Genomic DNA, 13,594 nt, shown 5'->3' on the forward strand with positions numbered 1-13,594 from the left:
CCACGCGTCAGGTTCGGCGGCGTGCCGCGACGGTCTCGTAGCCGATCAGGTCGTCGGGCACCGCGTCGGGGACGATCTCGTCGAATCTCGCCAGCACCCGGACCCGCATGGCGGCCAGCGCGATGACGGCGATCGCGGCGGCGAAGCAGACGTACATGAAGCCGATGCCGCGTCCGGCGCCGACGCCGATGACGGCGCCCACGGTGCCCGCGAGCGGTCCGCCTGGGGCCAGCAGCGGTTCGAACAGCGCCGCGCCGTACGGTGCCACCAGACCGAAGCCGATCGGGAGGGTGGACCAGGCGACCAGGGTGTTGAGCGCGATGACCCGGCCGTGGTACCGCTGCGGCACCTTGACCTGGATGATCGTGGCGTAGACCCCGTTGACGAGCGTGAGGCACAGCGACATGCCGAACGCGCCCACGGCGATCGTCTGCACGTTCCCCTGCAGCCCCGTGACCAGGCAGGCGAGCGACAGGGCGAGGGTGGCGAGCAGCACGCCGCGCAGCCGCCGCCGGCGAGGGCCGCCCCACACGGCCATCGCCAGGCCGCCCGCGAGCGTGCCGAGGCCCCCGGCGAACGACACCTGCGCCACGTCCGGCAGACCCGCGAACGCCAGCACCAGCGGCGAGATCATCAGGAAGAGCGGCGAGAGGAAGACGTTCAGCACCGCGAAGAAGCCGAGCATGCCGCGGAAACCCCGGTTGCCCCAGGAGTAACGCAGCCCGTTCAGCATCTCGGTGACGATCGGTTCCCTGCGCGTAGCGGCCATCGTCCGGGGGAAACGCGTCACGATCACCGCGGCGATCGCCACGACGTAGCTCGCCACGTCGATAGCGAGGATGCCCTCGACGCCGATGGCGGCCATCAGCCCGGCCGCGACGACGGGCACGACAAGCTGCGCCGAGCCCGTCGCCATCTGCACGACGCCGTTGGCGTGACCGAGGAAGCGTTTGGGCACGAGCTGCGGTATCGCCGACGTGTACGCCAGACGCTGGAACGTCAGGGCGACCGACAGGCAGGCCAGCAGCGGGTAGACGTGCCAGGTCGTCAGTCCCCCGGTCCAGAGCAGTGCACCGAAGATGAGCTGGGTGGACATCGCCGCCGCGTCGGCGGCGAGCAGCACCCTGCGCCGGTCGAAGCGGTCCACCACGGCCCCGGCGAGCGGCGCGATCAGGATGCCCGGCACGAGTCCGAGCACCGCGAGCAGCGCGAAGCTCACCAGGGATCCCGTCGTGGTGTAGATCCAGATGGGGATCGCGAACTCGGTCAGCGCGGCGCCGATCATCGACACGAGCTGACCTGCCGCGATGACGCCGAAGCGACGCATGCTCGGCCTCGGCCCCCGCTGCTCGGGCGGCGGGTCGGCCGCCGCGGACGCGCCCTGCAGCCACCAGGTGGAGCTCTCGGTGCGGCCGAGCCGGTCGGGCTCGCCCTCGGCGAGCGCGACGTGCGTCCGGGTGACGATCTCGGCGAGCTCGGCGGCGCGGTAACGCAGGAAGAAGTGGCCCGCCTCGTCCAGCACGGCCACGGCCGTGGTGGCGCTCAGCAGGTGCCATTCGCGGAAACGTTCCTGGTAGAACTCGGTCGCAGGGTCGCGCTCCCCCACGACCGAGACGATGGGGGCGCGTAGTGGCCGTCCGTCCTGTTCGAACAGCCGGGTGAAGTACCGCTCAGCCTCCCTGGTGCCCTTTCTACGGTTGTCGATGACCAGCTTGAGCTGGTCGCGTCCCAGCTCGTCCACCTCCAGCCCGGCCGCTCGCAGCGCGTTGGCCCACAGCTGGTCGCTGCGCAGGCGTTCCAGCGCCTCGGTGACCCCCGTCCACCGGGTTCTCGCGAAGGGGAAGATGCCGCCCAGGTAGACGGCGTCCACCTCGCGTCCGGCCGCCTCCAGCCGGCGGGCGATCTCGACCGTCAGCATCACGCCGAGGCCGCAGTGGCCGTACAGAACGAGCGGGCCCGCCACCTTCGAGAGGATCTCCTCAGCGCACGCGGCCGCGACCTCGTCGAGCGGCCTGGACTCCTCCCCCAGCTCGTGGCCGGGGACCGCGATCGAGTACAGGGCCCAGCCGGCGGGCAGCGCGTCGGCCAGCGGCTTGTAGATGACGGCGCTGCCGCCGCCGTACGGGGCGCACACGATGGTCCCGGTCGCCTGCCGGGCGGGGGTGAGCCGGTGCAGCAGCGCGCGTGGCCCGTCCTCGCCGCGTTCCAGGAGCCCGGCCAGCTCACGGACGGTGGGATGGCGGAACAGGTCCATGATGGTGACCAGCCGATCCGGGGCGACGGCGCGCAACCGGGCGACGACCTGCATCGCGAGCAGGGAGTGCCCGCCGAGGTCGAAGAAGTCGTCGGCCGCGCCAACCTCGTCCACGCCGAGCACGGCCGACCAGACGGCGGCCACCGCCTGCTCCGTCGGCGTGGCGGGCGGTTCCCACTCGGTCTCGCGGTCGAGGCCGGGCTCGGGCAGCGCGTCCCGGTCGACCTTGCCGTGCGCCTTCAGCGGCAGGGTGTCCAGCCAGACGTACCGGCTGGGGATCATGTAGTCGGGCAGCAGCGCCCGCAGGGCCTCGCGGAGGTCCGCCGCGCCGGGCCGGGGACCGGCCTCCGGTCCGGCCAGGTAGGCGACGAGCCGGTCCGACCGGAGTTCCGCCACCGCCTGGGAGACGCCCGGCAGTGTGGTGAGCACCGACTCGATCTCGCCCAGTTCGACCCGGTAGCCGCGGATCTTCACCTGGTGGTCGGTCCTGCCGAGGAACTGGAGGTTCCCGTCGGGCAGCCAGCGGCCGAGGTCGCCGGTGCGGTACAGCCGCGCCCCCGGCGGACCGTACGGGTCGGGGACGAACCGGTCGGCGGTCAGGCCGGGCCGGCCGAGGTATCCGCGGGCCAGCCGGTCGCCGCCCAGGTGAATCTCGCCGGGGACGCCCACGCCGACGGGACGCAGGTGCTCGTCCAGGACGCGTACGACCGCCCCGGGCAGCGGCCTGCCGATCGGCAGGGTCGCGCCGCCATGGGCGCCGGCCGGGTCGACGGCATAGGTCGTCATGCCCACGGTGGCCTCGGTGGGACCGTAGTGGTTGACGACCGCGCACCGTCCGGCCGCCGCCACCTCGTCCGCGAGCGCCTGACCGGCCGCCTCTCCCCCGAGGATCAGCAGCCGCTTGGGCAGCAGCTCCGCGGCGGGGGCGTCGGCCAGCAGCGCCGCCAGATGCGACGGGGTGATCTTCATGTAGTCCGAGCCGATGCCGGCGAGCCTCCCGGCCAGCTCGGGGGCCGAGGTGCGGGCGGGCACCAGGTGCAACGTCCCGCCCGTCGCCAGCGACAGGTAGAACACCGTCACGCCGAAGTCGAAGGCCAGCGACTGGAGCAGCACGAACACGCCCCCGGGCACGACGCCCAGCCGCTCGCGGACGCCGAGGAGGTAGGTGACGGCCTCGCGGTGCTGGACTGCGACCCCCTTGGGGGTGCCGGTGGTCCCGGAGGTGTAGATCACATACGCGAGGTCCCCGGGCCGCACGTCCGCGTCCACCGGGCCGTCCTCCTCGCCGTCGGTGTCGTCCAGGGTGAACGTGGGCAGGCCGGGAGGCAACCGGTCCCCGGTCCCCTCGGTGACGACGGCGGCCAGGGCGCCCGAGTCGGACACGGCGTGGGAGAGACGGGCGGCCGGGTGCTCGGGATCGAGCGGCACGTACGCGCCGCCCGCCTTGAGCACGCCGAGGACGGCGACCGCCACGTCGGCCGACTGCTCCATGCACACCGCCACCCGCGTGTCCCTGCCGACGCCGCGCCGTCGCAGGAACCGGGCCAGCCGGTTGGCCCTGCGGTCCAGCTCGGCGTACGTGAGGGTGGCGTCTCCGCAGGCCACCGCCGTGGCGGACGGGTGGCCGCCGGTCAGCTCGTGGAGCAGCCGCCGCTCGGGCCGTGGGAGGGAGGGCGCGGTGCCGAACGCCAGCACCTCCGCCCGTTCGGCGGCGTCGAGCAGGTTCAGCTCGGAGATCCGGGTGGACGGCTCGGCGGCGACGGCACCGAGCAGGGTCACGAACCGGGCGGCCAGGCGCTCCATCGTCTCGGGCAGGAAGAGCGCCGTGTTGTAGACGATGTGGCCGTCCAGCCCGTCGCCGGTCTGCCGCAGGTAGAGGGTGAGGTCGAAGCGTGTGGTGGCGGCGTCCACGCGATACTCGGCCATGCGCAGCCCGGTCTCCCACCGGGCGGGGGCCTGGAAGTTCTGCAGGGCGAACATGACCTGGAACACCGGCGAGCGGCTGACGTCACGCTTCAGGTTCAGTTCGCCGACGAGCCGGTCGAAGGGCAACCCCTGGTGGGCGAAGTCGTCGAGCGTGGCGTCGCGCACCCGGTCGAGCAACTCGGTGAAGGGCGGGTCGCCGCTGAGGTCCGCCCGCATGGCCAGCGTGTTCACGAAGACGCCCACGGTGCGTTCCAGCTCCGGCGTCTCCCGGCCGCTGACGGGCGAGCCGACCGCGAAGTCCCGCTGGCCGGAGTGGCGGAACAGCAGCACCTGGAAGGCGGCCAGCAGGGTCATGTACAGGGACGCCCCTCGGCCGCGTGCCAGGTCGGCGACGCGTCCGGCTGTATCCTGCCCGACCTTGAAGCGCAGCCCGGCGCCGGCGAACGTCTGCTCGGCCGGCCTGGGCCAGTCGCTGGGCAGGTCGAGTGCCGGCACGCCGGACAGCCGCCGCGTCCAGTACGCCGGCTCCTGCTGCCTTTCTTCCTGGGCCCGCTGCCAGAGGGCGTAGTCGCCGTACTGCACCGGGGGCTCCTCCAGCGGGGACGGCTCACCGGCCCGGAAGGCGTCGTGCAGGGTGAGCGCCTCGCTGAGCACCAGGTCGTACGACCAGCCATCGATGACCGCGTGGTGGGCGGTCAGCAGCAGCACGTGCTCCTCCGGGCCGAGCCGGACAAGAAGGGCGCGCAGGAGCGGCCCCGACGCCAGGTCGAACGGCCGGGCGAGCTGGGCGGCGCACAACTCCGCCGCGCCGGCCTCGTCGGACTCGGCGACGGTGAACTCCACCGCGGGCTCGTCCTCGATCACGACCGCGGGCCGCCCCTCGCCGTCGGTGACGAAGCGCGTGCGCAGGCTCTCGTGCCGGGCGGCGACCTCCCGCAGTGCGCGGGCCAGCGCCTCGGCGTCGAGGTCGCCGGAGAGCCTGGTGCCGAGCGGCACGGTGTAGGCGGCGGTCCCCGGCGCGTACTGCTCCATGAACCACAGGCGTTCCTGGGCGTGCGACAGCGGCGGCGTCCGGCCCTCAGGCCGCCTCGGAACGGACGAGGCGGCGGCGCGACGGCGCAGCAGCCCGGACAGCACCGCCTGCTTGGCCGGGGACAGCCCGTCGTCGAGTGTGGTCATCGGGCGCTCAGCGGACGCATGTCCGTCCAGACCTCGTCGATGTGGGCCAGGCAGTCCTCCCTGCCGCCGGTGAAACCGGTCCGCCGCCAGCCCTCGGGGACCGTCCGGTCGCCGGGCCAGAGGGAGTACTGCTCCTCGTCGTTGATCACTACGTGGTACGTCGTCACTGATCCTCGTCTTTCTGGTCGAGCAGGCGCAGCGCCTCCTCGTCGGACAGCCCGGCGAGCGAGTCGAGGAGCAGTGCCTCGACCGCGCCGGCGAACTCCGCCACCGTGCGCCGGGTGAACAGCGTCCGGATCGGCACCTCGACGCCGATCACCGCCCTGAGCCTGGCCGCGATGCGGACGGCGAGCAGCGAGTGCCCGCCGAGGTGGAAGAAGTCGTCGTACGCGCCGACGGCGGCGACGCCGAGCAGGTCCGCCCAGACCTCGGCGACCAGCGCCTCGGCGTCGGTGCGCGGCGCGACGAAGGAACGTTCCCTGGCGGGCTCGGGATCTGGCAGCGCCGCGCGGTCGACCTTGCCGTTCCCGGTGAGCGGAAGCCGGTCCAGGAGCGTCCAGGCGCCCGGCACCAGGTGCGCGGGGAGCCGTTCTTCCGCGTGGCGGCGCAGTTCCTCCGCCGTCGCCCGGCCCACCACGTACGCGACCAGCAGGTCACCGCGGGCGGCGACGGCCGCCTGGCCAACGTCCGGGTGCGCGAGCAGGCAGGCCTCGACCTCGCCCGGTTCGATCCGGTAGCCGCGCACCTTGACCTGGGAGTCGAGCCGTCCGAGGAACTCCAGGGTGCCGTCGCGCCGCCACCTGGCCCGGTCGCCGGTGCGATAGAGCCTTCCGCCGCCCGGTGTGAACGGGTCGGGCGTGAACGCCGCCGCCGTCGTCGCGGGCCGTCCCGCGTAGCCGCGCGCCACTCCCGCGCCTCCTACGCACAGCTCGCCGGGGGCGCCCGGCGGCACCGGTTCGCCGCTCTCGCCGAGCAGCCACACCGTGGTCTCGCCCACCGGCCGGCCGATGGCCGGGCGCAGGCCGTCGTCCACCAGGTCGGCGGACGTGGCGATGACCGTCGCCTCGGTCGGGCCGTAGGTGTTGACCAGCCGGACGCCGGGGAAGCGGCGCTTCCACCTCGACACCGCGGCGGCGTCCGCCTGCTCCCCGCCGAGGATGACCAGGCGGAGCGACGGCGGCCAGTCCACCTCGTCCACGACGTCGACCAGGTGGTGCCAGTAGGCCGTGGGCAGGTCGAGCACGGTGACGTCCCTGCCCTCGGGGGAGGCGAGCAGGTCGGGCAGGGCGGCGCCGCCGTCCGGCAGGAGAAGCAGCGTGGCTCCCGAGACCAGCGTCGGGTACACCTCTTCGACGTGGGCGTCGAAGCCGAACGAGGCGAACTGCACGACGACGTCGCCGGGTCCCAGCTCGTACACGGCGGCCATCCAGCGGATGCGGGCCGCCAGCGCGGCGTGCTCGACCACCACGCCCTTGGGGACGCCGGTCGAGCCGGAGGTGTAGATGACGTACGCGGCGTCACGCGGGTGCGGCTCCGGCTGTGCGAGCGCCTGCCCGGACAGGTTCCGCAGGTCATCCGGGGTGAGCACGGCCGCGGCGCCGCTGTCGGCGAGCAGCCGCTCCCGCCTGGGGGCGGGGTCGGCGGGATCGAGCGGCAGGTAGGCGGCGCCGGCCCGGAGCACGCCGAGCAGCGCGACGACGGCGTCCATGCCACGCGGCAGCGCCACTCCGACGACGTGCCCGCGGCCGACGCCGCTCCGGTGAAGGGTGGCGGCCAGCGCGTCGGCCCGCGTCACAAGCTGTCGGTAGGACAGCAGGTCGCCGCCGCACCGCAGGGCGACGGCGTCAGGAGTGTGCTCGGCGCTCCGGGCGACGAGCGCGGGCACCAGCCCTGCGGCGAGGACGGGTGCGGGGCCGGCGGCGACGGGTGCGGGGCCTGTGGCCAGGGCGCGCAGCTCGGCGTCGTCGGCGGGCGTCAGCAGGGGCAGCGAGCTCATCCGGCGGCCGGGGTCGGCGACGATCCCCTGGCAGAGGGTGTGGAACCGCTCGGCCAGCCGCTCCACCGTCGTCGCGTCGAACAGATCGGCGTCGTAGGTGAGGACCAGCGACAGAGCGCCGGGCTCGCGCCACACGTCGAGCGCCAGGTCGAGCTTGGCCTGGGCGTGGCCGTCCTCGAACAACTCCGCCTCCAGGCCGCCGAAGCGGGCGCCGGGCGCGTGCGGACCGGTGTCCTGGCTGTGCAGGATCATCATCGTCTGAAACAGCGGTGTCCGGCCGAGGTCGCGCCCGATGCCGAGCTCGTCGACGAGCAGCTCGTACGGCACCTCCCGGCCGGCCAGGTCCTCCATGACGGTCCGCCGGGCGGCGGCCAGGAGGTCGCGGAACGACGGGTCGCCCCGCAGGTCGGCGCGCAGGGCGACGGTGTGGGTGAGGTTGCCGAACACCGGCTCCAGCTCGACGCGGTCCCGTCCGGCGGTCACTGAGCCCACCACGACGTCGTCCTGGCCGCAGTGCCGCGACAGCAGCACCTGGTACGCGGTCAGCAGGACCATGAACAGGGTGGCGTCGTGCTCCCTTGCCACCCGTTCCAGCCCGGCTGCCGTCTCCTCCGGCAGGTGGGCACGGACGCGGCCCCCACGCCGCATGCCGGCGGACGTCCGGGGGCGGTCGGTGGGCAGGTCGAGCACCGGCGGGTCGGCGAGCCTGCGCCGCCAGTACGCCAACGGCGCCGACAGGTCCCTGCCGCGCTGCCAGGCGGCCACGTCCCCGTGCTGCAGGACGGGCTCGGTGAGTTGGCGGCCCGCGTACAGTCCTGCCAGGTCGTCCATGAGGACGTTGAGCGACCAGCCGTCGCCCAGGATGTGGTGGATCACCCAGCACAGGACGTGGTCGTCGTCGGCGAGCCGGACGAGGGTGAGGCGATACGGCGGCGCGGCGGCCAGGTCGAACGGCGCGTTGACGCGGGCGGCCACCAGCCTGCGGGCCTCGTCCTCGTCACGGGCGGCGAGATCCTCCCACTCGTCCTTGTCGCGGGCGGCGAGGTCCGCCCGTTCGTCCTCGTCGGAGGCGACGAGGTCCTCCCATTCCGGTCCCGCCGAGGGGTGGACGACGGCGATCGGCACGCCGTCCGCCTCGGGGAAGCTGGTGCGCAGCGACTCGTGCCGCGCGCGGGCCCCCGCGACCGCGCGGGCGAGCGCCGCCCGGTCCAGTGGGCCACGCAACCGCCGGACCAAGTACATGTTGGCGGAGCTGTCGTCGGGATTGAGCCGCTGCAGGAACCAGAGCCGCTCCTGGGCCGCCGACAGCGGCGGCGGTGTGCCCGGCGGGCGCGGGACGACCCGTACGTCGCCTCCCGGCCGGGCCGCGGTGCCGTCCCCGGTGTCGAGCTCCGCGGCGAGCGCCGCGACCGTGGGGTGGTCGAACAGAGCCCGTACCGCCACCTCGGTCCCGAGCGCCCGGGTGAGGCGGGCGGCGGCGCGGGAGGCGAGCAGCGAGTGGCCACCGAGGTCGAAGAAGCCGTCGTCCGCGCCCACGGCGTCGAGGCCGAGCACCTCGGCGAAGACCTCCGCCACCAGGCGCTCGGCCGGCGTCGCGGGCGGCCGGTCACCGCGTACGACGTCCGGGTCGGGCAGCGCGGCCCGGTCCACCTTGCCGTTGGGGGTGAGCGGCAGCGCGGGCACCGGCACGAACGACGCGGGCACCATGGGCGCCGGCAGCATCGCGCGGGCGTGCGCGGCCAGCGCTTGCGGAATCGCCTCGCCATGCCCCTCCGGTGCGGAGGACTCGCCGGAGCTGTCCGGCCCGGAGAGGGCGCCTGGCCTGTCCTGCCCGGAGAGCGCGCCGGACCCTTCCGGCGCGAAGGGGGTACCGGAGCTGTCCGGCGCGAAGGGTGTGCTGGAGCTGTCCGGCGGTGGGGGTGCGCTCGTGGGCACGACGTAGGCGACGAGCCGGTCGCCGCGCACCACGACCGCGGCCTGCGCGACCGAGGGGTGCTCCATCAGCCGCGCCTCCACCTCGCCCGGCTCGATGCGGTGGCCGCGCAGCTTCACCTGCTCGTCGGTCCTGCCCAGGCATTCGACCTCGTCACCGCGCCACCTGGCCAGATCGCCCGTGCGGTACATACGGGTGCCCGGCGGCCCGTAGGGGTCGGGGAGGAAGCGCTCGGCCGTGAGCCCCGGCCGGCCGGGGTATCCGCTGGCCAGGCCGTTACCGGCGATGAACAGTTCGCCGGTCGAGCCGTCGGGCACCGGCTCCATCCGGCGGTCCAGCACGTACAGGCGGGTGTTGGCAATGGGACGGCCGACGCGGACGGCGCCGGTGACGCCGGCCGGCACCTCCCAGCAGGACGACCAGATGGTGGTCTCAGTGGGTCCGTACACGTTCCAGAGTCGCGCGACGCGGGGCCGCAGTTCGGTGGCGAGCGGCCCCGGCAGCGCCTCCCCGCCCGTGAGCGCGACGGCGCCGGGCCGGTGGAAACCGGCGTCGAGCAGCATGCGCCACCCTGACGGCGTGGCCTGGAGATGAGTGACGCCGGCGGCCGCGGCCAGGGCCGCGAGCCGGGAGCCGTCGCGGATGTCCTCGTCGGAGGCGATCACGACGGTGCCGCCGGTGATCAGCGGCAGGTACAGTTCCAGGGCCGAGATGTCGAACGACAGCGACGTGGAGGCCAGCCACACGTCGTCCGGGCCGGCTTCGAGCTGGTCGCGGAACGACAGCAGCAGGTTCGCCAGGGCTCCGTGGCTGATGGCGACGCCCTTGGGCCTGCCGGTGGAGCCGGAGGTGTAGATCACGTACGCGAGGTCGGAGGCGACAGCCGGTTCGCCGGGCTCGTCTTCCGGCTCCTCCCCGTACGGCTCGTCGAGGAGCAGCGATGGCAGGTCGCCCGGCAGGCGCGTGCTCAGGCCACGCTGCGTGAGCAGCAGCTGCGCGCCCGAGTCGGCCAGCACGTACGCCAGCCGCTCGGCAGGGTGTCCCGGGTCGAGCGGGAGGTAGGCGGCCCCGGCCCGGACCACCGCGAGGAGCCCGGTGAGCAGGTCGATCGAGCGCGGCGCGCAGATCGCGACGAGTGTGCCCCGCGCGGCGCCGGTGGCCCGCAGCCGCCGGGCCAGCGCGCGGCTACGGGCGTCGAGTTCGGCGTAGGTGACCCGCTCGTCCCCGCAGATCGCCGCGACCGCGCCGGGCTTGCCGCCGAGCAGGTCGGCGAGCGTGACGTCGGGGTAGGACGTCTCGGGACCGCCCGCCCTGGCGAGGATCGCCGCCCGCTCTCCGGGGGCGAGCAGGTCGAGCCGCGCCAGCGGGGTGTCGGGATGGGCGACGACCTGGCCGAGCAGCACCTCGAACCGGGCCGCCACGCGTTCGACGGTGCCGTGGTCGAACAGCCCGGCGTCGTAGACGAACCTCGCGGTCAGCCCGTCCGCCGACGGATGGACCTCCAGGGAGAGGTCGGCCTGGGCGTGGGCCGTGTCCACGGTGAACGGTTCGGCCACGAGACCATGGAGGGCCGGCCGGACGGTGTTCTCGTGGTGCAGGCCGAACTGGGCGCGCAGCAGCGGGTTCCTGCCTCCGTGGCGGCCGGGGGCGAGTTCCTCGGCCACGCGGGAGAACGGCACGTCCCGCCGGGACAACGCTCCCAGCACGGCGGTCCTGGTACGGGTGAGAAGCTCTGCGAAGGACGGGTCACCGGTCAGATCGCCCCGGAGGACGACGGTGTTGATGAGCGGGCCAACGACCTCCTCCAGCTCCGGCCGGTCCCGGGTGGAGACGGCCGAGCCGACGCAGACGTCGTCCTGGCCGGTCTGCCGGGCCAGCAGGAGCTGGTAGGCGGCGAGCAACGCCATGAAAGGGGTGCATCTCCGGCTTCTGGCCAGCTCGGCGACACCGCGGCTGAGCCCGGCGGGCAAGCGCAGCACGACCGTGCCCGCACCGGACGCGGCGGACCCGCCGGACGCACGGGACGCGCCGTCGCGGCGAGGGCGGTCGGTCGGCAGGTCGAGGACCGGGGCCCCCTTCAGCCGTTCGCGCCAGTAGGCGAGCGCGGCCACGTCCACGGCGCGTGCGCGCTCGTCCGCGGCGTGCAGGGCGTGGCCGCGCGGGGGCGGGAGGTCGGCGGGCACTCCGGTGACGAACTCCGTGTAGAGCGACGCCAGCTCCGAGGTGAGCAGTCCGATCGACCAGCCGTCGGCCGCGATGTGGTGCACGGCCAGGTGCAGCACGTGGTCGCGCTCCCCGAGCCGGATCAGCGCGGCCCGCAGGACCGGTCCCTCGGCCACGTCGAACGGCGTCCGGGTGCGCTCGGCCACGGCGTCGGCCGCCCGGCGCTCCCGCTCGCCCTCGGGGTGGGAGGTGAGGTCGAGGCGGTCCAGCGGGGGGATCGGTCCCGGCACCGCGACCGGTTCACCGTCGCGGGCCGGGTAGCGCGTACGCAGCGTCTCGTGTCGCGACACCAGCGCGGCCAGGGCCCGTTCCAGCGCGTCCGCGTCGAGTCGGCCGCGAAGCCTTTCGGAGATGAACAGGTTCGAGGAGGAGTCGGCGGGATCGTACCGCTGCAGGAACCACAACCGTTCCTGAACGTAGGAGACGTCAGCCCGCATGGCGCACCGCGAGCGGAGGAAGGACCTGGTCGGGACGGCCAGCGGCGGCGCGGGCCAACCGGAGGAAGGCGTCGGCCAGTGCGGCCGCGGTCTCGGGGTCGTAGCCGTGGTGGTTGTAGACGACGGCGCAGTGCATGGAGCCGTCCCGCTGCTCCTCGACGATGAGCTCGGGGGCGCTCAGGTCCAGCTCGCCGGGGTTGGCCGACCATTCCAGCGCCTCCTGCTCGCGCGGGAACGGGAACGGCTCGGACGCCAGGCCGGGGAAGTGCGGCGCGCCGAAGCTCTCGTAGTGGATGCGCGACGGGAACGGCACGCGCAGCCGGGCGTCCTGGTACGCGTGGAGCTGGTGGGCCACGGCGCCCACGGCGACGTCCCGCACCCGGTCGAGCAGTTCGGCGTAGCCGGGGCGGCCGGAGACGTCGAAGCGCAGGATCAGCGACTGCACCAGGCAGCCGACCAGGGTCTCGTGCTCGGGCAGCGTCCTGCCTGGCACGGGCGACATCACGACGATGTCAGTACGGCCGGTCCACTCGGCCAGCAGCCACGTCCAGCAGGCGGCGACCGCCATGAACGTGGTGGCGCCGCGCTCGCGCGCGATCTCGGCCAGCCGGTCGCGCAGCGCGGGTTCGACCTCGAAGGCGTGCCGCCGCCGGGAGAACCGGCTCGTCTCCCTGCGCCCCGGGAACGGGCTCAGGTCCGTGGGAGCGCCCTCCAGCACGCGGTCCCAGTACGGCTGGTTCACCGGCCACTGCTCGCGGGCGAAGCGGCAGTAGTCGGTGTAGGTGATCGGCAGGGGCCGCAGCGGGTCGGGGTGTCCCGTGGACAGCGCGGAGTAGAGGAGGGCGAGCTCCCTCAGCAGCACGCCGAAGGAGAACCCGTCGAACGCGAAGTGGTGCACGGCCAAGACGAGGACGTGGTCGTCCGCGTCGTCGTCCTGACCGATGTGGACGACGAGGGCTCGCACCAGCGGGCCGGCGATGACGTCGTCGAGGCGCATGCGCTCGTGCCACACGATGCGGCCGGCCTCGGCCTCGTCCGCCGCCCGTTCCTCGGCGACCTGCGGCGGACGATCGGCGACGATCTCCACCGTCCCGTCGGGCCGGACCACGGTGCGCAGCGCCTCGTGGCGGGCCACGAGCGCGTTCAGCGCACGGGTGAGCAGCGGCACGTCCAGCTCGTCCCTGATCCTGATCGCGGTGCAGCAGGAGCCGATGTCGCGCACGTCCTGGGAGCCGTGAAGCCGGGGCTCGAACATCCAGTACAGGAAGTCCTCCTGCTGGGTGCTGAGCGGGACGGCCGACGGCGGGGCCTGCGGCAGCGGGGTGAGAGGTGCGTCGCCGGCCCGCGCGCCGTCGATCCAGCGGGCCTGCCCGGCGAGTTCGGGCCGGTCGAAGGCGAGCGCGGCGGTGGCGGCCACGCCGAACCGCTCGCCGACCAGCGCGGCGAGCCTGGTGGCGCGGAAGGAGTCGCCGCCCAGGGCGAAGAAGTTGTCCTCAGGGGAGACGCGCGAAAGGCGCAACACCTCGCGCCAGATCCCCCCGAGCGCGTCGAGCGTCGGCGACGCGACCGGTGCGGTCATCGCTTCCCCCAGTCGAGCGCCGTCGCCGGTACGGTCTTCGCTTCCCCAACCGAGCGGCGTGGCCGGT

General features: G+C 74.0%; 4 protein-coding genes. All 4 read right to left on the reverse strand.

The features are described from left to right. Positions 1-7: 7 nt before the first annotated feature. The 4 genes from ABD292_RS47285 to ABD292_RS47300 are packed head-to-tail and all read right to left on the reverse strand — an operon-like array spanning position 8 to position 13,527. Complete coding sequence (locus tag ABD292_RS47285; RefSeq protein ID WP_344219772.1) at positions 8-5,359, reverse strand: non-ribosomal peptide synthetase/MFS transporter; 5,352 nt, start codon at positions 5,357-5,359, stop codon at positions 8-10. After that, positions 5,356-5,526 carry an MbtH family protein gene (locus ABD292_RS47290; RefSeq protein WP_344219774.1) on the reverse strand — a complete coding sequence of 57 codons (171 nt, stop codon included), beginning with the start codon at positions 5,524-5,526 and terminating at the stop codon, positions 5,356-5,358. Before ABD292_RS47290 ends, ABD292_RS47285 begins: the two co-directional genes overlap by 4 nt. After that, positions 5,523-11,948 (reverse strand): amino acid adenylation domain-containing protein, encoded by a 6,426-nt coding sequence (locus ABD292_RS47295; RefSeq protein WP_344219776.1) that lies wholly within the window; start codon positions 11,946-11,948, stop codon positions 5,523-5,525. Before ABD292_RS47295 ends, ABD292_RS47290 begins: the two co-directional genes overlap by 4 nt. Next, complete coding sequence (locus ABD292_RS47300) at positions 11,938-13,527, reverse strand: condensation domain-containing protein (RefSeq protein WP_020544414.1); 1,590 nt, start codon at positions 13,525-13,527, stop codon at positions 11,938-11,940. Before ABD292_RS47300 ends, ABD292_RS47295 begins: the two co-directional genes overlap by 11 nt. Positions 13,528-13,594 lie beyond the last annotated feature (67 nt).

The sequence above is a fragment of the Nonomuraea bangladeshensis genome (genome assembly GCF_039529455.1).
Classification (GTDB): Bacteria; Actinomycetota; Actinomycetes; order Streptosporangiales; family Streptosporangiaceae; genus Nonomuraea; species Nonomuraea bangladeshensis.